The following is a 26,340-nucleotide window of genomic DNA, read 5'->3' as shown; positions in this document are numbered from 1 at the left end:
TTAATATCATGGTAGAATCGTCAAATGGTAAAAATAGGAAGATTGATGATAAAAAGATTGGTATCAATCAACTTTCATGGGAAAGTGGGGATATTGAAGGTATAAATAAAATAGCTTCGGGTAATGAATTAAGTGAGAGTAATAACAATCAAAATTTAACTGAAGAGAATAATAAGAATATCTCATCGACTCCTACATTCCTTGATGATTTGGATGAAATTGATTCTATTGAAAATCGAAATGATAGTGGTATAATAGGAAAAAGCTTACTTGGGTCAGATAATGAAAACCTTGAAAAGAGCCTTTCAAGTTTGAAATCAGAACACGCTGGAATATCTGGAAATAATGAAATAGGTAATGATATGATTGATAAGAATGAGGGTGTTCAGCAGGTTGCTAAAGATATGTTAACTAGTGAGAATCCAAATATAAGGTCAGATAAGGAGATAGGTAATTACAAGGTTCAAGCAGATAAAACCGAATTTAACCAAAAGAGCAGTGCTGCAATAACAGAGAATGATATCGGCCATTCAATTCCAATTACCAATTTATCACGAAAAAATGAACAGTTGAATGAAAACTATGAGACAAAAGGTGATATAGGTTGCAATTATGCATATGATCGGCTGGAAGAGAATGAAGTCAAACACACTTCATTTGATAATGACAACCTAGTATCAGATGAACCTTCAAAAGATGAAGAAGCTGTCTCTAGAACCGAACCTTTAGAAAAAGCTACTGATACTCTATCTAAAAAACAAGATTACGATATAAGTTTAGATGAAATTGAGGCATATTTAAAAAAGTTAGGTACAAATGATATTGGAAGGCAACTTAGTAGCACCCCCTCAATGGATTTAGGTCAGTTAAGTCAATCACCACAAAATATGGTAGATCAACAAAGTGTCAGAAATGATACTGAGTCTAAAATTTCAGATGGTTCCAAACATTTTCCTGGAAATCATTTCATGTCAGACACTAGAAAAGAAAATAAAAATATTTCAACAACAACGGAAGAGCCTGATTTGAATGACACTGATAGTGATCTAACTTTAGATGAAGTTGCTGGCAAATTCAAGAATTTTTTCAAAATGGCTGTAAGTAATTTAAAAGGGAGTAGAAACTTTTTAGATAGGATGGAAGATATTAGTAAAGATTTGTATAAAAAACAAAGTACTAGTTCGGAGATAGGAAATCCGTTATTTGAAAAGGAACCTAGCTTATTTGACGATATTTACAATCAAGATGAAACTGTTGATACGGATAAATTATATCCATTTAAGAAAGAAAAGAAAGAAAGCTCTGACTCTATTTCATTTAATACTCCTATTAGTAAACAATCTGAAGATTTGAACCACACTCCAAATGAACAACTTGGCGATATCTTATCATTTCCACCTAAACAGGAAAATGAGAACGATTTAGATGCATCATATCCAGAAAAAATCGATGAATTCAGGAGTATTCATGGTGTGTCTAAAGATTCAGTAACAAAAAATGCAGAAGAAACTTTTCTAAGACAGGCTAAAGAACTAGTTCCTGAATACCAATATGGGGAAGAAAGTACTCACGTGGGAAAATCAAATAAGGATTTGAATAATAGGTCAGTTGAAATCGAAGATGTGAAACAAGAACTGGATGACATTGATACTGAAAAAACTGTTAAGGAAAATATCGATGAAAGTTCAACAAAGCATGAATTGCTATTATTAAAACAAGAATTAGATTCTCTAGCAAACACGGTTTCATCACTTGAAAGTATTCCTCATGAGTTTGAACAATTACAAGAAGAGCTTGAATCTACGATTGGATCTGAAATAAATGTTGTTAATACAAAAACAGAAGGTCTCGAAAGTCATTTGATCGCATTATTAAATACTTTAGATGAGTTCAATAAGGAAAGTAAGGATACAAAAGAATCTGTGGATATTCTCAAAACTGAAATAAAACAAAGCGCAAAATCTTTTTCTTTATTTGAAGAACGTTTACAAGAAACTAGTGAACAAAATAACGTTATCATTAATGAATTAACGGAGCAGGTATCTAAAATTGATCATATAGATGAACTTCATGATACCACTTATAATTTAAAAAAGAGTCAAGAAAATACAAAACAATCTTTGGAAATGATAGGTGATAGTATTTCTATGATTCTCGACGATTTATCTGAAGTGCATAATAGTAACAATGAAATGAAGTTAGGCTTTAAGGAAGATATTAATAAATTACAGGAAGAAATGAACAACTTTATTGAACATGTTAATAATGAGTTAAAGAACTCTGAGAATAAAAGGAATAATAGACCGTCGTTTGAGCAAAATGTATACCTTGACCATATAGATAAAAATTCTTATAACATGAAATTATGTATGGAATGGCTTGAGTTTTTACTATGTCTTGTTGGTAGGAATAACATGACAGATATTTTGTCTTATTATGTGGAGATGGGTTGGATAAGTGATGAAGTAAGATTAGAGTTATTAAGGTATTCTGATGGTATTGATTACTTTGCAGACGGTGCTACTTGGAAATTAACTCCAGATGATCATATTAGATCCATTTGGTTCATTGAAAGGTTAGCTGGTGTCAAAGTTGATAAGAATGTTTTAACTCTAATAGACCGTGAAGTTGCTAATATTAAGAAAGGTGTACGGTTGTATAACTCTATTTAATAGTAACAATTTAATAGTAATGTAAACATTTATCCAACAATGAGTGGTAAATATTTCTTTATTTCCATTTTAATTATCCTCTATGCTTTATTGGTATCTGTCCCAGTTACGGCAAATGATACAATTCATTACGAAGAGACTTGGAAATTCTATGGAACTTTTGAACTTGAAAACAATGATAAAGTTGAGGTTGAAAGCTATACTTTCAAGTTACATGAAATTATTTTTGATGAAGGTAAAGCTACACTTATATTATATGATAATGATAGATTTCAACGAGCATATCAAGTAGATACGGATATACATAGTGATTTTATTGTTTCTAACAGGATAAAAGTAGAAGTAAAAAGTTTAACAGAAGATGAATTAGTAGTTGATTTTTATTTGTTAACTGAAGAACCAAAATGGCTATATTTGGAATCCGTGAAACTTGAAAAAGGTGTACTGAAAGAAATAAATGAACTTCAATTTGAATTGATTGAATTGAATCAAGGAAAAGTTCGAATTTTAATTAATTACGAATCAGAATCAAAATCAGTTGAACTGAATGAGAACGATTCAAAGATTATATTCGGCCACTATTTTTTGGAAGTAGTTGAAATAGGTGACAGCGATAACAGTACTAGAGTCAAATTATATGATAGACCAGTACCTGAAATAGATATATATTTTGAAGGTTTGAATGAGAGCTATAAGCCTGGAGAGGATATAAGTTATTATTTAATTATCCAGAATACTGGTGATGTTCCTTTAAGAAACATTGATTTTAATCTTGAAATGAATAATGTTAAGTTTGGAGATGATATAACGATTTCCAACCTCGAACCTTCAGAGATGTACAAAGAACTAATAGAAATTGATGGTGTACTTGACCCAAAAGAAACATTGCTAGATATCGAGGGGAATTTGATAGCTTATACTTACAGTAATAAAAGGGTAAGTAAATCGAATTCAAGTACTACAAAAATACCTGGCTATATTAGTATTGAGAAAGATGTTAGGCCAAGAGAATCAACCTTAAATGACTCCGAATTTGAAGTTTTTATAAATATAGACAATCTTGCACCAACTGCAAAAGAAATAATAATTAGTGATACAGTTCCAGATTATATTAGTTTAGTTGAGGGTTCTGATCTGGACTGGGAATTGAATCTTGAACCTAATGAAAATCTAACACTTTCATATAAAATAAAAACTGATTTACCAGGTAAATATGAACTTGAACCTGCTACATTAGAACTCAAACATAATGGTAACATGTATAGGATCAAAAGTTCAAGTGCTAGCTTTACTTTACATGGAGTTAAGCTAAAGGCTGATCGTTATCTCACACACGATGAATTCCAAATAAATGAACATATAACTATTACTATTCATCTTGAAAATAGAGGAACATCAGTTGGTCATATAGAGTTTGAAGATGAAATAGGAGAAGGTATGGAACTACTTTATGGTGATTTAAGCTGGAAAGGTTCTTTAAGTTCAGGTGAAGTTCATGGATTCACATATATCATTAATCCACTTGAACCTGGAACCCATACAATTCCTGAACTAGAGGTACAATATTATGATGAGCTTAATGACAAATATAGAACTGTACATTTAGAGGAAATAGAATTTAATGTAAATGAAGATACTGCAGCTTCTATTGAACAAATAGATGATGAGAACATTTCAGTAAGTCGATGGAACAGCTTCGGATTTTTAATAAGTATATTTATTTCAATGTTCGTACTCATTTCAACTGTACCACTTATGGCGTATCTAACTATCATGAGAACACTAAAATAGATTGGAGTATTTAATATGGAAATAACATTATTATCAATATTCATATATATGCTTTTTATTGGGATTACATTATTTATACTTGTGAGAGTTTCCACAATAGTTGCAGCTCTTGTATTGATATTGGTTCCTTTAATGTCAGTCTTAATATTGCCAGCAACATCATTACAATTTTATTCATACGAACATCTTTTATTATTTGAAGGGCTGGTTCAGATAACAAACTTTCATATATTGTTCTTTGCATGGGCAGCATTAATATCTGTTATAGTGTATACTGAATTCATTACATGGTATCTTAAGCAACAGATGGTTTCCTCTTCCAAGAACGAATATAAGCCACCCGAAAACTAAATTAATTGGATTAAGAAGATATACGAAGAAAAATACAATTGATTCATTCACTATAAATTAAACAAAAATATATTTAACTAATATGAACATACATTATACAGAAAAGTCAACATATGTTTATTATTTAAGGTTAAAAAAGCTGTAGTGGGATTATGGTCAATCTAAAATCTAAATTAGAATCATTGAAATCAGTAGTTAATAAAGATAAAGGAGATTCATCCACACCCAATGACCCATTTGGAAATGGTGAAGATCCCTTTGGATCAGATTCAGTACCATTTGATACTGATGTTCCAGATTTTGGATCAGTTCCTGATTTATCAGAACCTAATTTGAATGAAAATCAATCTAACAATTTACCTGATTTCAATCAATTCTCTGAAAGTATGGGGGATGGTTTCAATCCCGACTCGCCCCAAACTTCTGCACCTAACACAAAGGAAATAGAAGAGAATAAGACCAAGATCAATACTCTTGAAAAAAAGATATCCAAGTTCGAAATGAGCTTTAAAACGATGGAAAGGGAGAACAAGGATATCAAGGAATCAGTGGATAAGATAGATCAAAGTGTAATTGAGCTCTTATCACTTTATGAAGTAGTATCAAATCAAGTAAATCCTTTTGTTGGTGATAATGAATCAGGCCGGGACACAATTGAAAGATTTGATAAAGCTGAAAAAAGAATTAATGATATTGGGAATACTACATCCGAAATGAAGAATGAAATTAAATCTTTAAGGTATCAGCTTGATCATATGGGAATGTCTGAGGATACTGAAAGTAAGGTTTCTGAGATTGAAGAGAAATTGGATGCATTTTCACAAGCCTTATCTCTGCTCAATGATAATGTAAATGATATCAATACTCAACTTGAAACTAACACAAAACAAATTGAGGAGAATAAAGATAATCTATCAGATATCAATGAACTCAATTCAAGTATAATAGAAAGATTGGATAGGATAGAAACAATATTGTCTTCCGAAAAACCCTTAAATGATATTGATATGAGCAGCGAGCAAGACATCACCTCTATAGAAACACCTCTTGTTAAACTCGAAACAATAAAGGCCGATCCTACACGCGTAATTGTCTTACTTAATTGGATTGAGTTTTTGATAGAGAAAGTTGGTAGAAATAATCTAATGGATGCACTAGATTACTATATAGATATTGGATGGATTAGTGAAGATGTAAGGTTAGAGATACTGGCATATGCAAGGGGTATTGACTATAATATTGAGAAACCCACGTGGAAGCTATTGCCTGAGGATCACACTAAATCATTGTTATTTATTGAAAGATTAAGTGGAAGAAAGATTGATAAGAACGTTTTAGGTACACTCGATCGTGAAATGACTAAAGTAAAACATGGACTAGGCGAAATGTATGGACTTTGAACATTTTTTTAAATGTGATATATTTTGATATTTTTTTGCTTCAATATAGTAATTATCTAGATGTAGTTGAAATTGATTTCATGATTATGTAGGAAAACTGATATAATTATTTATCTTTTCTCAATTTGACTCTGTTTGAATATTTTTTTTAATCTAGATTCGTTTTTTATACCCGGTCAATGGAATATACGATGATCCAAAACGTTCTGTGTGTAAATGTTATAATTTGTACCATCCGTGGTGACTACAATATTGCCATGAAACTTATTATCCAGAATACCGGTATCAGCTTGTTTTAATCTATTCATTGTTTCAGTATGGGGGCTAACATAATCTTCATGTGGTCCTTCTTGTATTATGCAGTAACTAGGATTCACATATTCCAAAAATGTATCGCTACTGGAATACTTAGATCCATACTGACCTATTTTCAGAAAAGTAACATCAAGGTCATAATCATTTTTAATTAATTCATTCTCAACCTCAAAGCCTGCCTCACCCATAAATAAAAATGAAATATCTTCATAAGTCAATTTAATAACGATGCTATCTTTAGCAAAGTTTCCAGTTAATTCCTCAGGGTTCAATACTGTAATTTCAATATCTGGATGAAAATCTATAGTATCATCTCTAGTCAAAATTGTGTTATTAGTACTAGTGACATCTATCATATGATAAAGTGACTCATAACTTTGTGTATCCAGAACATGTCCGTTATCCATATATTTTTGCACTAACATAGTTGTAAGAATACCTATCATTCCATTAATGTTTTCTTGATCATGTGAAGACGGTATCATATAGTCCAGCCTTGTTATATCATAGGTGTACATATATGGGATGATATTAGTACCAAGCTCATCAACCCCCGCATCAATCAACATATTTTTGTTCTGATATGATATCAATACTGCATTTCCAATTCCTACATCAATAAAATGGACTTTTAGTTCAGTATCATCATAATCTACAATTTCTTCGGGAGGTATTGATTTCATATCATATGGTTCGTATATATACCCGGCAACAGATACAACTAATATTGCAATTACAAAAGTAGATGTGAAAACAAGCAACATGTTATTGTTCAAAGCATCACCGAATATTTGAGTTAATAAGGTATTCTAATTTAGTTGTAGCTTTTATTGTGGCAAAAAATGTGGATATTAAGGCATTCTTTCGATTATATTACTCAACTTAGTTACTTCCTTATAAAATATGGTGGATAATTTCAACATATTTGAAGCTACTAGACCCTTATCAGTAATTTTATATCCACCATGTTTGATCTTCACTGCTAACTCATTTCGTAAAAAAACAGTTTTCATTTTACTTCCGATACTCCCTCTCTCAGCAAACTCGTCAGTATAATATCTTATATCAGAGAATTCAGTTGATTTATCTTTATTTTTCTCTAATACTTTTAGAATTAATCTATATTGTATATCTCCCGGTCCTTGATTAACTCCAAGGGATTGATAGAAATTAGCAACATCATTCTCAAACTCAGGATCTATCTCATTTTTCATTAATGTCCCCCAATGACCCATTAACTTCACTCTCTAACTCAATTTCGAGATCTATATCTTCATAATCAAACTTTTCCTCTTTCAATACTTCTGGTGGGAAATATGCAAGAAATGCTAAAATAATACCTATAAGTATAAACGTGCGTGCAAAGAGCTGCATCGGATCTATCATGACAATAAAGTCAATTAAGATAAAATCGAGAACAAACGAGATGGCTACTAGTGGTAAAGCTTTTTTGTATAATATACCCAGTTTAATTCTTTGTATTAACATTAGGAAAAATAAGCCTAATATCATTGCAGTGGGAATTACGAAAAGCAGAGCTAAGTATAGATGAATTGCAAAATCACTGTTCACTGTTATTAAAGAACTCCAATCCAGCACTACAGGTCCTACTACACCATAGGTGCTCAAAATATACAGATATATTATACCAACAATAGTGAAAAAAAAGGAAACTATGAATGTAACCTTTTTGTTCCCTGTTACGATATACACGATAAAAAATATTATAGGTACACTTACAAAAGCGAAAAAAATTGAAGCTAAATGATAGAAAATTAAATCAAATAATGTATTTCCTTGATATGCTGCAATCATTCTTAAAGTAGTTGGGATATATATGAACCCTACAAGTACCCAGAAAGAAATGAGTGCCCATAAGGCAGGTTTTGCTTTAGCATCATAATCAGCCGAATTCTTGACTAGTAGCCATGTTAATGTCAAAGCAGAAATCGATATTGCAAAACAAATCACTGCGTTTAATAATAGACCTGATGTCATTTTTACCCTCTTATGATTACAAATATATATGATATACGATAACAACTTCTAAGAAACTAATCACAATCTATTCACAATGCACTTATATCTGAATAAAGCAACTTTATGTCTTATAAACTTTAGTAATTCTTTCTTGGGCTGTTAAATTAATCAAACCATAGTTCTTATATAGTAAGTGGAAAATACATTTCATCTATAAACAATATCACCTGTAGATGGAGATTTTATTCTATGAAAGCAAATAATAAACTGCGTTTCAATGAAGATACTAGTGCCCAGATTGGTATTGGGACACTTATCGTATTTATTGCTATGGTTCTAGTTGCAGCGGTTGCTGCAGCTGTCCTAATTCAAACATCCGGTGTATTACAACAAAGAGCACAACAAACGGGTTCCGAAGTTACCCAAGAAGTATCTTCTAATTTGAATATAATGCACATTGATGGTATACGAGGCAATTTAGATGTAGAAAATGAAGATGGTTATTCCAAAACATATGATTTGTTAAAGATTCAAGCTAGTCTTAGACCTGGTAGTTCTTCACTTGATTTGGGGCAGGTAATTCTAACAGTTTCAGATGGTAGTACTACAAACACTTTAGAATATATCAATGACTCACATGAAGATAATTTTACTAAAAACTTGGAGTATCTGTTAAAAAACAGGGAAAATATCACAACATATTTTGTTGCTAATCCTATCCGTGATGATGATGGTTCATTTCAGTTGAAAGATCCAGTTATAAGTTCAGGTGATATAATATATATCTATATTGGCACCTCAAGCTCTGATTCCGGTATTAATTTAACTAATTATGATGATGCCTTATCAACGGTTAAAAATTCTAACTTGCAGCTGGATACAAGAACACCGGTGGATATCATATTTGCATATGAAACAGGTACACCTTCAACCATAAGCTTTATTACACCTTCACGTTATGAAGTGGATCCTGTAACAAGACTCTATCCTTGAAAAGTTCTATTATTTTTATACTGTACGGTAAGATTCTATGAGAACAAGTAAGAAGGTAAGATTCATTGAAGAGAATGTCCCTAAGCCCCCAGAAGCTTTATGTTCTAAGGAGGCTCCACTTTTTACACCATCGACTTATGGAATAAATACTTTAGTTAAACATGATCATTGCATTTCCATAAGAAACTCGTTAAATAAATCAAACCAAAGTATATATATATGATTAAAGAATAAGTGTATGTATCATAAGATTTATTATTGTATAAAATTATAGGAAGATTGTACTATGAAAGCAAATAAGAATGTACGGTTCAGTGAAGATACTAGTGCCCAGGTAGGTATTGGGACACTTATTATCTTCATTGCAATGGTTCTTGTAGCAGCGGTTGCTGCAGCTGTATTGATTCAAACCTCTGGTGTTCTACAACAAAGAGCACAACAGACAGGTTCGGAAGCAACCCAGGAAGTATCATCAAATATTGATATTAAAAATATTGAAGGTATCAGAGCAGCAAACGGTGATGAATTAACCAACACTGTAGATATGTTAAGATTACAACTTGGTCTCCAATCAGGCAGTTCACCAGTAGATCTTAATCAACTAGTTGTAACAATTACTGATGGAAGTAGTACAAACACACTGACATATACTGATGGTAATGATCCAGCAAGTGAATTTGGTGGAGAAAATGGAAATTTAGAAAGACTACAAACCACAGATGGTGCTACAGACCTTTTTGCAGTAAGAGAAATACGTGATGAAGATGAATCTTTCAGTCAGGAAAATCCTGTTATGAACACTGGTGATCTCGTTAATATGTACATATCAACAGCATCCGAAGAAGCAAATACTGAAAACCATCAAATAAATATTGATGGAGAGGATTTCCCTACTGAAAACAGTGAATCTGGTTTAACATTAGACCCACGTACAGAAGTTGGTATTGTAATGACACCTGAAGCAGGAGCTATTTCACAAGCATCTTTTATTACACCATCTACATATGGTGTAACTGATATAGTAAGTCTATATCCATAAACAAAGTTTTGATTCATATTTTAATAATATGAATCTTTTTTTATCCCATATACCAAAAATATATAATTCAAACCTGATAATTTTCTTTATATCAAATAGAATATGGAGTTTTTTTATGAAAGCAAACAGAAAATTGAATTTTAGAAAGAACAATAAAGGTCAGGTGGGTATTGGTACTCTGATTATATTTATCGCTATGGTCTTAGTAGCAGCAGTCGCTGCATCAGTACTTATCCAGACTTCAGGAGTGTTACAACAGAGAGCACAACAGACAGGTTCAGAAGCAACACAAGAAGTATCATCGAATATTGATATTAAAAGTATCGAAGGTGTAAGAGCATCACATACTGATGATGGTTTATCCGATACTGTTGATCTACTTAGATTACAACTAGGTCTTCAAGCAGGTAGTTCACCAGTCGATCTCAATCAATTGGTTGTAACCATTACTGATGGTAGTGTAACAAATACATTGACTTATATTGATGAAGAACATGTTAAAGATGATGACAGTTGGACAGATAATCTAGAAAGAATAATGACAGATGATGATGCAGCCACAACAGAATTTGCTGCTAATGATATTCGTGATGAAGATGAATCCTTTAATCAGGAAAATCCTGTTATGAATACTGGTGATCTTGTCAATCTTTATATTGCAAGTGCATCAGAAGAAGGATCAGGAGAAGGCTATTCAATTGAAATTGATGGAGCAGACTCAAGTGATGGTACTTTAACTAACACCGGATTGACAATCGATCCACGTACAGAAGTTGGTATTGTAATGACACCTGAAGCCGGAGCTATCTCACAAGCAACATTTGTTACCCCATCTACTTATGGTGTAACTGATATAGTCAAGCTATATCCATAAGAGTTCTCATTCATTGAGAACTTCTCTCTATTTTTATTTTGTTCTATTTACTTAAAGTAAAAATTCTATTTTTGTTTCATTTATTTTTAAATTGAATATTTTCTTTTATTCTCAGTCTATAAGACTTCATAGCTATAGGCTATTCATAAACTTTATATGTTATCCAACCCAATATAAATCATATATTTTTACTAGGATGGATGGTTTGACCAGAAAATGTAGCTTAGGGTTTAAGAAAAATACTGATGCTCAAATAGGTATTGGGACATTAATAATTTTTATAGCAATGATTTTAATTGCTTCCATAGCTGCAGCTGTAATGATTCAAACATCCGGTATTTTGCAGGAACAAGCAGCTCAAACAGGCAGACAAGCTACCCAAGAAGTATCTTCAAATATTTTGATTCGCAACATTGAAGGGTACCGTGCAAATGATACTGGGGGTCAAGGTGGGCCATCAGATACAATTGATATGATAAAGATAAACGCGGGCTTACATGTAGGTACCAGTGAAATTGATATAAGCCAGACAATAATCACAGTTTCTGATGGTAGTCGAACAAATACTTTAGTCTATGCTGGTAATGAAAGAATTTTTGGTACCACAATGGAAGGATTTGATACTGACCATTCAACTAACTTAGAACTATTACTCAATGGAACTACTAATGATGGACCTAATTCAAAATTATTCTTCACTGCAAATCCACACAGAGATGAAGATGGTTCATTCTCGCAATCAGATCCTTTAATGAGCAAAGGTGACTTAATCTCATTATATGTAGCAACCGTATCTAGGGATGCTTCTGGATATACATCATTGTATTCTTATGATGATCTTGAATTGAAAAGTTCGGATCTTAAATTAAACCCAAGGACGCGTATGAGTATTGTTATCTCTTCAGAATATGGGCCAGATGTCTCTGCAAGATTTTATACACCTTCTGCTTATGGGGTTAATATGATTGTTGGATTATACCCTTAAATATCTCCATAAATTTAATAAACAAAAAAAACTGTAATTTGTGTTAGTCATGATTCAGAAAAAGATTTTATTGATAAGTATTACCATTTTATTAGTCACGTTATTAATAGTACCGGTAACTGCAGATGTAAACCATGTCGATATGGATGAAATGGAACTCGAAACTTCAATGGCAACTTATTCTAACTATATAGATATCCAAGAATATCATATCAAATTTAAGATAATTGAAGAATACTCTGGAACTTATGCTATTGAGCTCAAAAATTTGATTGATATGAACAATGATGGTATTATTAATAGTTCTGAGATTAATCAGTTTATTGAAACATATATCAATATCAAAGAAGATGAATTTAAGGAATATATTATTATAAATGATGGTGAAACTGAACTAAATCTAACTTCAATTGAAATGAACCTTGGTGAAATTGAAGGTAATATCAATGAAACTGATGATAATGTCCTAGTTACTACAGATATACAGTTTGAATTTGTGGACTCAATTTCGACAGGTGAGAACCACATTTGGATTCAAGGCCATCCTTCAATAGAAGAAAAACAGATAATTCTACCAGAAGGTTTTGAACTCATAAGTTATCATGGATTAGACGATTCTGAAACCTCTACTGAGAATGAAAGGGTTTTGCTAACTGGTGGAAGTGGTATTAGTTCTACAGTAATCGATGGCAAGACTACGTTCGAATTCGCTACACAAGTGAATGTCAACAAAAAAGCATTTTATGAACATCCATACTTTTTACCTATATTAGGATTGATCTTCATCATCTTAATGGGATTAGCAATTCTTTCTCTAAAAAAAGATAGAAGAGAAAAGAAAAATTAAAATAAAAACATTGTTTACTATATCAATTTAATAGGTGCCTGTATGAAAAATCGGTTAATACTAATCACTCTACTAGTTATTTTATCTTTCACGGGTACTGGTTGTATTGATCTTGAACCTAATCACGAGGAAGATGTTCAAGAAGTTGTGTTGGATTTCATGGAACATGTGAATGAAGGAGATTTTGATGATGCGTTCCAGCTTGCAGGTGGCAGAGGTTTTTCACCCGAGGCAACTATAGGTACTACTAGACTTCTAGCACCCGCGAGCATTGAAGTTGAGATGCGGAATAATGGTTTTGTCAGGAACAGTATTGATAATGTAGAAATCACTGAAATAGAGGTTCAGGAAACTATTGCAGTTGTATCAACTAACTGCACAATACTCCAATTTAATGCTGCTGGTAGGCTTTCGGGAGAAGTTGAAAAAGAATTATTTTTCAAACTTCAACGGAGTGGTACTGGCTGGATAATCAATAGGATTTCTTTTGATGGTCCTATGATGATAACACAGGAAGAAATAGATTCAGTTGTAATTGAACAAACACCAGTAGATTCACTGATAGATAATGCTGTACCATTGTTTGGATTATCTGTAGCTTTATTGTTATTAGGTTTGTATGTGAATAGTAAAGAGAAGAAAAATAACTCCAAAAAAGCTAGTTTTGATACAAGGAATGCAAAACCGATTCAAAAAGGTATGGTAAAACGTTTCATCAGAATCATTCCATCTAAAGAAAATGAAGTGAACAAAAAAGCATATATTGATTTTTGGGTAAAGAATTTTTCAAAACAACCATATAATAATTTCCAGATTGCTGTTAAGTATAGTCCCACCATAAGTATCAAAGATCCTATCTTGGATTTTGGGACAATTAAACCAGGAGAAACTGTTACACGAACACTAACAGTTATACCACTGAATAAAGGCTGGAATTCGATTGAAGAAACTCGTGTGCTCTTTGAATATTCTAATAATAAGTATCTTAGTGTGATCGATGATCCAATCAACATTGGAGCAAAATAATATTAATAGCTAAATCATCCAAGCTTCCTTATTTTTATTTTAAATATACTAAAAATAACAATACTGGCTATTGTATAAGTAAGAACTTTCATTTAAATAGAAAAGATTTTTAACTATTATCTTCATAATATATTATACAGTATTTATGTGGTAGTATGCAAACTGAATTGAATGAAAGTTTTATCTATAAATCTATTCTTGATAATATCAATATCGCAACGTCATTTAATAGACTTGTTGTCAATGATTTAGGTGAACCCATAGATGCCGAACTAATTTATGCTAACTCCCAATTTTCAGAACTGTTAGGTATTGATAATAATTTTTTGAGAAGCATATCATTCTCGAAACTAAATTGTTTTTTTAGAGATATAGAATTTGATTGGATTGATTTTTTTGGAACAGTAGCATTGAATGACAATCGTAGTTTTGTTTTTGATCGAAAATGTTATTTGTTTGAAACTGAGATGAAAGTTAGAGTATACTCACCGTACAAATCATTTTTTGCATTAATATTATCTAACTGTTAATAAGATACATTATATTTCCAAGAATTACCTTTTTAAAAAAGTACAGTATTTATTGTAAATACGACTATAACGTTTTTGAATACTAATTAGTTTTTCTACTAGAGATTTTATTATGATGTATTTTCAGACCATTATCACTGAATTTGAGTTCCATTAATGTACAAGGATGTCTAGTACCTCTCATCTTGACTATTTGAAATGCACGTACAAGCTCATCATCTCTAAGAAAGCTGTGCAATATAATGACACCATGAGCAGCATATTGTTCAGTTTTATAACTATCTTGGCCACTTAATTCAGATAAAAGCACAGTCGTGCAACCCAACCGTTTCAGTTGTCTAATAAATCTACTAATTTCTTTTTCTTCTACAATCCGATCGCTTTTAGTGAATCTCATAGCAGAAAGTGAATCTATGACCAACCTTGTAACATTATATTGCGTCACGTAAGTTTCAATTTCTTTAAAGACAGATGCTGGTGAAGGTGCATCGCTTTCAGTTTCGAAATTATTACTACCATTGCCAACACTAAAAATACTATTTAATTCATCCATATACCCATAATCTAATCTCGGTCCGACATCCGCGAATAGGATCTTGTTTTGTTGAAGGTATGCATTAAGGTCAAATGAATAACTTGAAAAATCTTCAATAATGTTATGTGGGCTGTCAAGTAAAGTTATGTATAAACCTATTTCATTCATCTTTGCACCCTGTACCAAGAACTGTAATCCAAAAGTGGTCTTTCCAGCCCCAGGTGATCCTGAGATGAGATAGACTCGATTGGATAAGAGTCCCCCTTCGATTAGTTCATCCAGTCCATCAATACCTGAAGGAATTCTCATTCACTCTCATCTCCTTTTAAGTTATCATTGACTTCAGTTCTCTTGAAATAGATATATGCAGTTTTACCAGAATGTTTTCTGCCAACATAGATATCACCAGATTTACGTACTTGTTTTACCAAAGTAGGTTCAAATTCAGTGACATTTTCATCAATACACTTAACGCCATTACCTTGATCTTGGGAATCTGACATTTTTACTACTCTTGAACCCATAACACTTTGCTCCAGGATTTGAAATATAAACAAATATTGTGTTGAACATGCACGTATTATATTTAAATCATTGCACGCATTTAAAAAAGTAAAAAATTACTTTCAACATTCTAAATTAGCTGAAGCTAGTTAAAACTTAATTTTAGAAAACAGGTAACTTAAACTGTTAGTATTATTAATTCATTAATCTTTTATATTAATAATAATCAAATGATATAGTATATTGTTTCAAATTATTAGGAGAAACTGAAGATAAATGGATCTAAAAAATTTTAAAATCCAAGTCAAGAATATTGGGGGAATTGAGTCACATGAACTTGACTTTAAGAAAGGTCTAAATGTAATAGAGGCTCCTAATGCTACTGGGAAAACATCATTTCTGCGTGCATTCCAGGTACTTATGATTAGAAATGGTTTAGTGAAGGATAAGAACTATTTCTTAAAGAGTGGCAATAAGAAAGGCTATGTAAAGATAATTGATGGTGATGGGATAGAGTATGTAAAATCACTTGAATATATTGATAATCGCACTCTTAATTTTAAAGGAGACAACTTATTTGATGAAAATATGGGTCACTTAATCACCCGGTTTGCTATTGGAAACAATACAAACACACTTTTAACTACTATAAGGAATGGTGGAGATATAAGAAACGCAATAATTGAACATACTAATTTGGATGAACTTGAGGCTAGGGAACATGAATATAATGTATCACTCCAAAAATATCGACAAGAAATGAAAACATTACAATCGGAGCTAAAAAGGAAAGACGAATTGATCAATCAAAAAGGAGAATTAAATTCTCAAATAAAACAAGTGGAGAAAGAGATACATCTGATTGAAATGAGTTCAAAGGACGATGATGTTCAAGATAATGAGTCTCATCAACAATATATGGACTTAAAATCATCTTATACTAATCTAGTACAATCAATAGCAAAATTAAAATCTAGTATTGAGAATAAAGAGTTCCAGTTAAAGAACCTTAATCAAGAGGTAAGGAATAAGGAAAACGAATTAGAGAACTTAAAAGAGTTTAATCCTGAAAAGGTCATGGAACTAAAATCTCAACATTCCATGCTCAAATCTAAATTAAGTGAGAATACGGAAAAAATAGATACTGTAAACGTATATATTGACAACCTTGAGAAAACACTACATTCAGACCATACTATTATTGATCAGTATAATGAACAAATGAATGAGAAATTATTGGAAACTGGACTTCTAGGTAAATCTAAAAAGACATGTCCTACATGTGGTTCGAGAACCGATGATGAGAATTTAAAAAAACATCTTCAACACTTGCATTCAATATCAAGTGACCTTATTGAAACGAATAATAAAATAAAAAACCAAATTTACCAGGTTCAACAAGAATTGGATGATGTTGAATCACAGCAATCAAAGTATAATAAATACAGGTCTGAGCTAAATCGCACATATTTACAAGTGAATGAACTTGAATCTGATCTAGTTACTGAAAAAGAGAAACTTGAACAATATCAACAGGATCTAACTATACTCAAAGACAAACTTGACTCTGTTAGTAAAAAACATAATGATAAAAAAACAGGGTTAAATAATAATTATATTGAACTAAAAGCAAAGCATGGAATATTAAAAGAAAAAATGGATGAAACCGAATCTATGTTAGAGGCTCTTGCTACCAAACAAGATCAACTAAACAACATAAAATCAAAGCTTAACTCTTTACAAGATAAAAAGAAAGAAGTTGTTAAAGAAAAAGAGTATCTCCAGTCAGCAGTTCGTACCACTTTTAATGAGAATATAAATCATATCAAAGATATAATTGGTTTTGAGAATATCAAGAATGTGAGATTAGAAGTGTTGAATGACAAATATAACTTAGTAGTGGTACGCGAGGAAGAGAAAAAACCTGATAGGTATTCTTTACAGACACTCAGTACTTCAGAACTAGAAGTTGTTGGTTTAATAGTAATGTTAAGTGGATATCTTGCATATAAGGTAAATGAAAAGTTCCCTGTACTAATCCTCGATGAACTTACGTATCTTGATGTTGATAGACTTACAAAACTCATGGATTATCTCCAACAAAAGGTAGAATCGATTATCCTTACTAAACTTCCAGAAGGTAACCTTAATGTATCTGCCCACTTTCAAGTATTAGATAGTGATGTATAATATCATTAGTAATTGTTATTCTTACCTATTGTTAGAATAACAGTATCATAAAACATTTAATTCATTATATATTTCTTTGTAGTAAGATAATATGGACATATTCGAACAGCTTGGATACAGGACACAAACCTCTGACTTTGATAAGTATGAGGTAATACCAAGTCCTAAAGAGAGAAGGTATAATTTAACTGAATGTATTCTATGCAACTTGATCAATAACGGTTTACTTGATCAGAAGAATACGGAATATATATTAAGGCAAAGTTTTGAGAATACCGAATCCGGGATATCAATGTCTTATTCTAATATTGTTGATTACTTGAATAATAATATTCTATCAAACTTGTTCAAACAAGAGTATCCAGAACAAACAATGGTTTTTGACGTAGATCTCTTTCGTAAATATGTTTTAGTTAATGGTTTTAAAATAAATGAAAAGCTAACATATGAGATATATTCTAAAGGTGCAGCTATAGAACAACAATATGGTATTAATGTATTTCATTGGTCCAATTACTTGATCACAACTTATTTTGTTAAAAAACATCTTGAAAACTGCATGCAAATAAAACATGAAACCAATAATGATAAAAATAAATATCTTGTTAATTTAAAGGATGGATTAGATTTTGCGTTGAAAGTGTCCAATAAAGCACTACAGCGTGCAGCCAAACGAAAAGCTGTACCCTCATATATAAATGCAGAGCTTATTTTCAGATGTGAAAAATGTCATAAAAAAATCACTCAAGATGACCTTTTTGAAACAAGGCATGATTGTCAGGGAGAATTAAACCAGAATAACAATTCTGAAAATTCTGATTGATATTAATTCTAAATAAAGTAAATTTATCAGGAGATGTACGTACAATGATTGAAGGACTTAAGGTTATAGATGCTTTATTCATATTTAACAATTTACCAACCACAAAACTATCGATTATAACTGGTATTTCATTGAATAATACAAAATCTGTAGTTGAGACACTTAATAATCTCGATATTGTACGTGAATCTGTATTGTCTTCAAAGCATTCAGAATGGGAACTCACCGAATTTGGTTTGAAATTATACTTAGACTTAGCTCGTAAAGATTATGATACTTTCAAGCTAAGAATAACGGATTATCCCGACTATATAAAAGAAAAGTACGAATCAATATATAATATAGTTCGAGAAAAACCTACATCTTTCAATGAGATTAAAAAGGAAGTGAGCCTACGCCAAAGAGAACTCGAATTATTTGTCTATTTACTATATTATAGAGAAGCCATAAAAAAAGACTTTTTTATTGATACTATAAAATTCTATGTTAAGGAAGAGAGAAACTTAGATGATTTGCTAGGTTAACTTCGTATAATTTAAGCTTTGCTTTTGTTTAATCTTTATTAATTGGCTCAATTGAATATCCTAAACAATTTCCATGGATCATATCAAGGATAGTTTCAAAACCATCAACAAACTCTTTATCGATAAAAACTTTTGACCCAATCTCAGGATCTCCCATCTCGCATGATGTGAATAACTTTATCTCTTCATCAGTTTCAATTTGGATAATTGTACATTTACCTTGACGATGTAAGATTCGTACTTCACCAATTTGCGATTTTGGGGCCATTTTGTTTCTCCGCTTTTCCGTTTGACTTTTTTAACAATAAAGGTATATAATTAGTAGTATATAACATTGCCGTTATATTTTAACAGAGTTAACATTAGAATTAAAAATTAGAAGCTGTTTGACGTAATGCAGGTTACCCCATCATTTTTTGCATTACAGCTGTTAGTATTGTATCGGAAGCATCAGGTTCAAACAACATATTGAATTTATGTCTCGAGTTGGTGGATGGAACAAAACATTCGTTCCGGATAACTATGAATTCGTCTGCCAGTCCTTTCATTTCATCTGAAATGAAATCGGTAATTCCATCCATATCCACTTTAATTAAAGTCTCTTGAAGTTTAAGTTCTAGACCAATAAATTCATTGATTGCTTTCATATAAGAGCTACATAGTTGGAAACCCATATTCTCTAATTTTGTGATATGTATTTCTTCCAAAATGCTAGTTGTACCAACTGGTTTCTTAGTCAAAATATCTGAGAATGAGAGTGCAGAGAATTTTGGGAACAGGAGCAACATGCCGCCATTAACATCACCTTTAATATCAACGTGTATACCTGCAACGATTTTATTTCTCGAGTCTCCTTCACTTTCATTCAAAATATCATCTAATGATACTATCTCTACTACAGGGATATCGATTTTGACCTCTCTTTTAACTATTTTTGATAACGAGGTTGCAAGGTGTCCCATACCTATATTCCCTGCTTCTTGTAACGCACCTTTTGTCATTTCATCCATTTCTGCCATATTTTAAACCTCATACCAACGTAGGAACATCTAAGATAAGGGCTACATTCCCATTACCTAAAATAGTTGCACCTGAAAATCCTTTTACGTTTTTTAATAACTTGTTATCAAGTGTTTTTATAATAACTTCTTGTTGTCCTAAAAGTTTATCGACTATTAAACCTATATGTTGACCTGCTTTTTCTACTACTACGACTAATAGATTGTTATTATCTCTATAGTTTTCTTTGTTATGTGGGACGCTAAGTACGTCATGAAGGTCCACAAGAGGCAATACCTCACCACGAAGATTTACTACTTTCTCACCTTTAATTGATCTGATATCGTCTTGCTCTATAACTTCGTCTCGTACAATATTGTTTATTGGGACTGCATAAGTTTCTTCACCTACATTCACAAGCAATGACTGTATGATTGCAACAGTTAATGGTAATTTTAACCTGATCGTTGTACCCTGTTCTACTACAGATTCAAGTTCAACAGATCCTCCAAGATCTTCTATCTTGTTTTTCACAGCATCCATACCTACGCCTCGGCCGGATATATCAGTCACTTCTTCAGCAGCACTGAACCCGGGTTCGAAAATAAGATACATTGCTTCTCTATCTGAAAGATCATTTGCCTGAGCTCGTTCAAATAGTCCTTTTTTGATAGCTACATCTCGCATTTTAACCGGATCAATTCCTCTACCATCATCTTGCAGCTCGATCAAGACATTGTTTCTTAACCTTGAAGCTTTTAAGTTAAGAGATCCAGTTTCTGTTTTATTTTTAGCTATTCTTTCTTCAGGAGTTTCTATACCATGATCCACCGCATTTCTTAATAGATGAACTAAAGGATCACCAATCTCATCTAAAACAGTTCTGTCAAGTTCGATTTCATTACCTTCGGTTAAAAAACTGATCTTTTTCTTTTGTTCAATTGAAAGGTCACGAACCATACGTGGAAATCGATTAAAAACTTGATCAATTTGTACCATTCGTGCATCCATGACTTCTACTTGAATATCATTTGTTAATCTGTCAAGACTTGCAAGGGTTTCATCTAATTTTTTGGTTTCAAGCTCAATGGCTAATTGGTTTAATCTGCTCTTATTGATAAGAAGTTCTCCAACCATATTCATCAGGTTATCAAGTCGTTCAATACTAACTCTAACACTTTGAACAGACTTAACATTATCTTCATTCATACTGTTCTTCATCGATTTGGATGTAGAAGTGGGTGTTGAAGGAATACTTGGCATGGATTCAGTTTTTTCAGCAGCTAAAATATTATCAAGGTCAAGTGGATCTATCTTAACATTACTGATTTCCGAGACTTTACTTATCTTTTCAATTACCACATTTTCATTGTTTGCAGTTACAAAAACAATATTGATTTCATTATCTATGTTTCCAGAATCAATATCTTCCTGAGAAGGTACTGTTTTCACAACAGTTCCCATTTTATCTAATTCTCGTAGCACTAAGCCTGTACGTGCCGTCTTTAAAAGACAGGTTTCGTCAAGGGTTACCTGAACATTGAATATTGAACTATCTTTATCTTCACAGAGGGACTGGCATTTTTTAATATCATCTTCTTTCAAATCAATTGATTCAGATACACATGTCACATTCTCAGCAACATGTTCATGCTTTTCAGCACTTGAACTTACTTCATTTAATCTTAATAAGATAGCTGAAATGTCCATATCACATTCAGTTTCAATGTTTTCAATACCAAATTCTAACTGATCTAAACATTCAAATAATACATTTATTATGGTACTATTAATGTCAATCTCTTGGTTTCTTATACTATCCATTAAATTTTCCATTTCATGGGTCACTTCAGCTATTTTGTTGTAACCCATTGTTGCAGCCATTCCTTTCAAAGTATGTGCCGCACGAAACATTATGTTTATATTTTCAAGGTTTGAATTATCTTGTTCTAATTCAAGTAATGTGTGGTTTAGTTGTTGGAGATGTTCGTTAGCTTCTGCTTTGAACATGTCACAATATTCAGACATACTCATTTTTAACTCTCCATTCCTGTAGATAATCATAAAACATTGTTCATGACCTCTAATACTTTAGTTGCATCAAAAGGTTTCACAATAAAATCTTGAGCACCATTATTGATAGCCTCGGTGACAACAGATTGTTGACCAATAGATGAACACATTACCACTTTAGCGTTCTCATCGATTTCCATGATACTTTTCAATGCATCAGTACCTTCCATGTTAGGCATAACTATGTCCAAGAAAACTAGGTCAGGTTTACTTTCTTTGTATTTTTCAATTGCATCAAGCCCATCACCTGCTTCGGCTACAACATTATGTCCATTCTTGGTAAGAATGTCCTTAATAACCATCCTCATGAATGCCGCGTCGTCTACAATCATTATATCTGCCATATTTTTATCAGTCCCTTGAATCTGATCGTTTTTCATGTATTTTTCTTAATATTGGAAATCTGATCCATTTCACTTTCCTGCAAAACTTTCTTTAAATCTAGTAATATTAATAACCTTTCATCTAATTTACCAACACCTTCAATATATTCGGCCTTAATTTTAGAGGTAATGATATCAGGTGCATTTTCTACATTTGAATGAGGTAATCTGATAACCTCACTTACCGAATCAACGACCATACCTAATATAGTATCGTCGACCTCTACCACTATCACCCTTGAATTTTCATCTACTTCTTTAGCCTCGATGTTGAACTTTACATCTAAGCTAACTACAACTATTATTTTTCCACGCAGGTTGATTACACCTTTCACATATTCGGGTGCTTGCGGTATTCTGGTGGTCTCTGGCATCCTTATTATCTCTTGCACTTGCATTATATCAACAGCGAATTCCTCACCACCTAACTGAAAGATGACTAATTGTAACACATTTTCATTATCATCGTCTTCATCCATTTTCCTATCGATTTTGAGTGTCTTTTCTTCCATAATCTTCACCAAAAAATGGTTATAAGGTTATTTTATGTTTAAAATAACCTCATTTATTGTTGTCATTCTCTCCGTCTTCAGAGTTCAATTTGAAATAAGATACATCTCTTTGCAACTTATCAGCCATTTCAGCGAGTTCTTGAGCAGCGTTTGAAATTTCCTGCATAGATGCAGTTTGTTGCTCTACTGCAGCAGATGCTTCTTGAGTACTTGCTGCAGATTCCTCTGAAATTGAAGAAACTTCTTCAACAGAAGCTGTTACTTCTTCTATTGATGCAGATTGTTCTTGTGCAGCAGCTGCGATTTCTTGAACCATTTTAGATATCTCATTAACATCTGAAACGATTGCCTGTATAGATTCTACCGTTTCGTCAAGTGATTTGGCACCAGTTTCAATCTCAGACTTACTTTCGTTCATGGATTCTACAGCATTATGTGTACTATCCTGTATTTCGGTAATGAGTTCTTCAATTTGTTTTGCTGCTGAACCAGATTCGTCTGCAAGCTTTTTAACTTCATCTGCAACAACTGCAAATCCCCTTCCATGTTCTCCTGCCCTAGCAGCCTCAATCGCTGCATTTAGTGCTAAAAGATTGGTTTGGTCAGCAATGTTTGTGATCAAATTAACGATCTTTCCAATCTCAGTCGATTTTTGATCCAATTGACTTATAACAGCTGCATTTTTTTCTGAAGTCTTTCTTATACCATTCATTTTCTGTAACAGGTCTTGTGAAGCGTTACCAATCACTTGTATTTTAGAACTGATATCATCTGCATCTTCAGAAGCTTTTTGTGAATTTTCGGCAACTGATTGTACACTATCATTCATATCGTTCATTGCCCTTGCGACTTCTTCTACTTTAGCTGATTGAGTTTGTGCTCCCCTTGAAATTTCTGACACTGTATCTGCGATTTGATTTGCAGAAGCTGTGGTTTCTTCAGAAGTGGCTGACATTTCCTGTGCCCTTGCAGAAGTATCATCTGCACTTTGTTTAATTCCTGAAACTAACTGATTGAGATTCTCTAGCATTGTTCCAAATGAAGTAGCGAGTATTCCAACCTCATCTTTTCTACCAATGAATTTTTTGTCAATTTGTCCAGTAAGGTTGCCGTTTGCTATGTTCTCGGCTCGTGTGGCAGCTGCACGCATAGGATTTGCAATTGAACCTATTATGAAATAACTTAATAGCGCCATTAGACCGACTGCAATGATGAATATAGTTATTATCTGTGTTTGTAATGCACTGACACCAGCTAACATTTCATTTTCAGGAACTACTGCTAGTACGGCATATTCACCAGTATCTATAGTACTGTATGAATAAACCACATTTTCACCTGTTACTGGGCTGATACCTGATACTTGTCCAGATATACCATTTGCTACATCTCTCTGTATTTCATCGAATATTGGGTCATCAAAATCAGCTATATTTTGAGTTCCCATGAGGCTCTTATCTTCTGGATGAGTTATTATCATCCCTTCATTACTAAGAAGTAACGCATAACCCGTATCGAACAGTACTACATCATCCATCATTTCGTCAAGGTAAAATAAACTTACATCAGTACCTGCTATACCAATAAATTCCCCATTTACAATTATCGGAGATACAAAGCTTGATAGGAGTTGACCTTGATACATATAAGGTTCAGTCACTACATCTCTTTCTAACTGTTTAGGCAATTGATAATAATCTTCAATTTCATAATCAACCAAAGGCTCTAATTCAATTGTATTTCCATCACGATACCAGTATGGAATGAATCTACCTGTAGAATCGTGGCCCACTTCATCGACAAAAGCCTCATCATTCCCATCGAAAGCATTGGGCTCATAAGCAACATAAACACCGTCAAAATTTTCGTTATTGAGCAGTATTTGTCTTACTATTCTATTAACTTCATCTCTATCATTAGACTCATATTGAGAAAGAGTTGCTGACAAGGTATTAGCTGCAGTCATATACTCTCTCAAATCAGAATCAATATCATTAGCATATATCTCAGCTTCATCCATTACAGCATCATATGCCATTTCAGTTTGCATTTCATTAACAGAATTTATAATCAAAACACCAGAAACAGCAAATATTGCAATCAAAGCTACAACTACATATACAGTAGTTTTAATCTTTACAGAACTTAAATCAATATTAGTTTTTTCTTTTAACTTTTCAGAATTAAATTTCATAATAACACACTCAAATTTTCAAATAATTATTATAAATACTATGTTCCCTAGTTAAACTGCATTAGTACTAAAGTAATAACTAGCATATAATGTTTTATATTTTGTGATGGTATGTTAAAACAGTAGAAATTAAATTTAAAATCAACAATTAAATAAGTTGCAACTTTGAACTTAAGAAATTAAGTCTTTTTAGAGATCTTATGGTAAATAGCAATCAAATTCGATAAATAGAGTATACTCAGGAGAATGAAATTGTGTTTACTATATCCGAGCGAAATGTCTTTTTAATTATGTAATTCGGATCAAAAATCCCGTATATTATATATAGCGGGATTAATATATGATAAGTGGAACGGAAGTTGAAAAAATGAACGCACAAAATAAACTCTGTAGTGAGAACCGAGTAGATATGAAAAAAGAAATTCAGCAATATATCTGTGAAAATGGAGCTGCAGAATTTAAGTTTCGAGGTATTTTTTTCAACGATGATAAGGTTTTTTTCACTCTAAAGCTACAGGAAAATAATAAGATCAAACTAAAAGTATTATCAGTTAATGATGATTCACAACATCCAAATATATTGGAATATCAAAACATTATATCTGATGCTTATTTAAAAAAAGAGCCAAATAAAATCTTTAAACCACATGATATTATGAGCAATGAAGAACTTTCTTGGATACAAACATATTAATTGTTCTCAAATGCTATGTTGTACTAATTTTATGTGCATTAAATTTATTTCTTTCGTCTATTTTATTTATTTACATCTATCATCAATGAAAGTAATTCTTCTTAAA

The 26,340-nt window shown here is 32.2% G+C and carries 26 protein-coding genes; 15 read left to right on the top strand and 11 right to left on the bottom strand.

Going from position 1 to position 26,340, the window contains the following annotated elements; genetic code table 11:
* The first annotated feature begins 8 nt into the window (after nt 1-8).
* The 4 genes from J2T59_RS08240 (at nt 9) to J2T59_RS08225 (ending at nt 6,214) form a co-directional block, all read left to right on the top strand.
* Nucleotides 9-2,672 (top strand): FlaD/FlaE family flagellar protein, encoded by a 2,664-nt coding sequence (locus J2T59_RS08240; protein WP_259135459.1) that lies wholly within the window; start codon nt 9-11, stop codon nt 2,670-2,672.
* Nucleotides 2,673-2,711: 39 nt separating this feature from the next.
* The gene (locus tag J2T59_RS08235; protein WP_259135458.1) at nt 2,712-4,463 is read left to right on the top strand and encodes a BatD family protein; all 1,752 of its coding nucleotides are present in this window, start codon (nt 2,712-2,714) and stop codon (nt 4,461-4,463) included.
* Nucleotides 4,464-4,478: 15 nt separating this feature from the next.
* Nucleotides 4,479-4,814 (top strand): hypothetical protein, encoded by a 336-nt coding sequence (locus tag J2T59_RS08230; protein WP_259135457.1) that lies wholly within the window; start codon nt 4,479-4,481, stop codon nt 4,812-4,814.
* A 152-nt stretch (nt 4,815-4,966) separates the two neighbouring features.
* Nucleotides 4,967-6,214, top strand: coding sequence for a FlaD/FlaE family flagellar protein (locus tag J2T59_RS08225; RefSeq protein WP_259135456.1), 1,248 nt, complete (start codon nt 4,967-4,969; stop codon nt 6,212-6,214).
* Between the two features lie 176 nt (nt 6,215-6,390).
* Here the strand turns inward: J2T59_RS08225 and J2T59_RS08220 are convergent, their stop codons facing one another.
* From J2T59_RS08220 to J2T59_RS08210, 3 genes are all read right to left on the bottom strand, one after another.
* Nucleotides 6,391-7,305 (bottom strand): ComEC/Rec2 family competence protein, encoded by a 915-nt coding sequence (locus J2T59_RS08220; RefSeq protein ID WP_259135455.1) that lies wholly within the window; start codon nt 7,303-7,305, stop codon nt 6,391-6,393.
* Between the two features lie 75 nt (nt 7,306-7,380).
* Nucleotides 7,381-7,743 (bottom strand): hypothetical protein, encoded by a 363-nt coding sequence (locus J2T59_RS08215; RefSeq protein WP_259135454.1) that lies wholly within the window; start codon nt 7,741-7,743, stop codon nt 7,381-7,383.
* Entirely contained in the window at nt 7,733-8,527 is a 795-nt protein-coding gene (locus J2T59_RS08210; protein ID WP_259135453.1) for a hypothetical protein, read from the bottom strand. The genes J2T59_RS08215 and J2T59_RS08210 overlap by 11 nt, the downstream gene beginning before the upstream one ends.
* Before the next feature lie 231 nt (nt 8,528-8,758).
* Here J2T59_RS08210 and J2T59_RS08205 point away from each other — a divergent pair, with 231 nt between their 5' ends.
* The 7 genes from J2T59_RS08205 to J2T59_RS08175 all read left to right on the top strand — a co-directional run bounded on the left by J2T59_RS08205 (nt 8,759) and on the right by J2T59_RS08175 (nt 14,803).
* The gene (locus J2T59_RS08205; RefSeq protein ID WP_259135452.1) at nt 8,759-9,502 is read left to right on the top strand and encodes a flagellin; all 744 of its coding nucleotides are present in this window, start codon (nt 8,759-8,761) and stop codon (nt 9,500-9,502) included.
* Nucleotides 9,503-9,788: 286 nt separating this feature from the next.
* Complete coding sequence (locus J2T59_RS08200) at nt 9,789-10,541, top strand: flagellin (protein ID WP_259135451.1); 753 nt, start codon at nt 9,789-9,791, stop codon at nt 10,539-10,541.
* A 115-nt stretch (nt 10,542-10,656) separates the two neighbouring features.
* The gene (locus tag J2T59_RS08195; RefSeq protein WP_259135450.1) at nt 10,657-11,415 is read left to right on the top strand and encodes a flagellin; all 759 of its coding nucleotides are present in this window, start codon (nt 10,657-10,659) and stop codon (nt 11,413-11,415) included.
* A 205-nt stretch (nt 11,416-11,620) separates the two neighbouring features.
* Nucleotides 11,621-12,400: a flagellin gene (locus J2T59_RS08190; RefSeq protein ID WP_259135449.1), complete on the top strand. Its 780-nt coding sequence runs from the start codon at nt 11,621-11,623 to the stop codon at nt 12,398-12,400.
* 49 nt (nt 12,401-12,449) lie between these two features.
* On the top strand, nt 12,450-13,247 hold the full coding sequence (locus tag J2T59_RS08185) for a hypothetical protein (protein ID WP_259135448.1): 798 nt from the start codon (nt 12,450-12,452) through the stop codon (nt 13,245-13,247).
* Between the two features lie 42 nt (nt 13,248-13,289).
* Nucleotides 13,290-14,273, top strand: coding sequence for a hypothetical protein (locus J2T59_RS08180; protein ID WP_259135447.1), 984 nt, complete (start codon nt 13,290-13,292; stop codon nt 14,271-14,273).
* Nucleotides 14,274-14,428: 155 nt separating this feature from the next.
* A complete protein-coding gene (locus J2T59_RS08175) occupies nt 14,429-14,803 on the top strand; it encodes a hypothetical protein (RefSeq protein WP_259135446.1) in 375 nt (124 codons plus the stop codon).
* A gap of 82 nt (nt 14,804-14,885) precedes the next feature.
* Here J2T59_RS08175 and J2T59_RS08170 read toward each other — a convergent pair whose 3' ends face one another.
* The gene (locus tag J2T59_RS08170; protein WP_259135445.1) at nt 14,886-15,647 is read right to left on the bottom strand and encodes an RAD55 family ATPase; all 762 of its coding nucleotides are present in this window, start codon (nt 15,645-15,647) and stop codon (nt 14,886-14,888) included.
* The gene (locus J2T59_RS08165) at nt 15,644-15,862 is read right to left on the bottom strand and encodes a hypothetical protein (protein ID WP_259135444.1); all 219 of its coding nucleotides are present in this window, start codon (nt 15,860-15,862) and stop codon (nt 15,644-15,646) included. The genes J2T59_RS08170 and J2T59_RS08165 overlap by 4 nt, the downstream gene beginning before the upstream one ends.
* A gap of 256 nt (nt 15,863-16,118) precedes the next feature.
* Between J2T59_RS08165 and J2T59_RS08160 the strand changes: the two genes are divergently transcribed.
* The 3 genes from J2T59_RS08160 to J2T59_RS08150 all read left to right on the top strand — a co-directional run bounded on the left by J2T59_RS08160 (nt 16,119) and on the right by J2T59_RS08150 (nt 19,379).
* Nucleotides 16,119-18,032, top strand: coding sequence for an archaea-specific SMC-related protein (locus J2T59_RS08160; protein WP_259135443.1), 1,914 nt, complete (start codon nt 16,119-16,121; stop codon nt 18,030-18,032).
* 91 nt (nt 18,033-18,123) lie between these two features.
* Nucleotides 18,124-18,855, top strand: a complete 732-nt coding sequence (locus tag J2T59_RS08155; protein ID WP_259135442.1) for a hypothetical protein — start codon at nt 18,124-18,126, stop codon at nt 18,853-18,855.
* A gap of 44 nt (nt 18,856-18,899) precedes the next feature.
* Entirely contained in the window at nt 18,900-19,379 is a 480-nt protein-coding gene (locus tag J2T59_RS08150; protein ID WP_259135441.1) for a hypothetical protein, read from the top strand.
* A 28-nt stretch (nt 19,380-19,407) separates the two neighbouring features.
* On the opposite strand, the gene J2T59_RS08145 is transcribed toward J2T59_RS08150, so the two are convergent.
* The 6 genes from J2T59_RS08145 to J2T59_RS08120 all read right to left on the bottom strand — a co-directional run bounded on the left by J2T59_RS08145 (nt 19,408) and on the right by J2T59_RS08120 (nt 25,540).
* On the bottom strand, nt 19,408-19,647 hold the full coding sequence (locus J2T59_RS08145; RefSeq protein ID WP_259135440.1) for a hypothetical protein: 240 nt from the start codon (nt 19,645-19,647) through the stop codon (nt 19,408-19,410).
* Between the two features lie 133 nt (nt 19,648-19,780).
* Nucleotides 19,781-20,398, bottom strand: a complete 618-nt coding sequence (locus J2T59_RS08140; RefSeq protein WP_259135439.1) for a chemotaxis protein CheC — start codon at nt 20,396-20,398, stop codon at nt 19,781-19,783.
* 10 nt (nt 20,399-20,408) lie between these two features.
* The gene (locus tag J2T59_RS08135) at nt 20,409-22,412 is read right to left on the bottom strand and encodes a chemotaxis protein CheA (RefSeq protein WP_259135438.1); all 2,004 of its coding nucleotides are present in this window, start codon (nt 22,410-22,412) and stop codon (nt 20,409-20,411) included.
* 26 nt (nt 22,413-22,438) lie between these two features.
* Complete coding sequence (locus J2T59_RS08130; protein WP_259135469.1) at nt 22,439-22,795, bottom strand: response regulator; 357 nt, start codon at nt 22,793-22,795, stop codon at nt 22,439-22,441.
* A 32-nt stretch (nt 22,796-22,827) separates the two neighbouring features.
* Nucleotides 22,828-23,346, bottom strand: coding sequence for a chemotaxis protein CheW (locus J2T59_RS08125; RefSeq protein ID WP_259135437.1), 519 nt, complete (start codon nt 23,344-23,346; stop codon nt 22,828-22,830).
* Between the two features lie 49 nt (nt 23,347-23,395).
* The gene (locus J2T59_RS08120) at nt 23,396-25,540 is read right to left on the bottom strand and encodes a methyl-accepting chemotaxis protein (RefSeq protein WP_259135436.1); all 2,145 of its coding nucleotides are present in this window, start codon (nt 25,538-25,540) and stop codon (nt 23,396-23,398) included.
* 340 nt (nt 25,541-25,880) lie between these two features.
* Here J2T59_RS08120 and J2T59_RS08115 point away from each other — a divergent pair, with 340 nt between their 5' ends.
* Complete coding sequence (locus J2T59_RS08115; RefSeq protein WP_259135435.1) at nt 25,881-26,234, top strand: hypothetical protein; 354 nt, start codon at nt 25,881-25,883, stop codon at nt 26,232-26,234.
* The last annotated feature ends 106 nt before the right edge of the window (nt 26,235-26,340 follow it).

The organism is Methanosalsum natronophilum (assembly GCF_024808815.1).
Lineage (GTDB): Archaea > Halobacteriota > Methanosarcinia > Methanosarcinales > Methanosarcinaceae > Methanosalsum > Methanosalsum natronophilum.
This window is presented reverse-complemented; position numbering and strand designations above follow the sequence as displayed.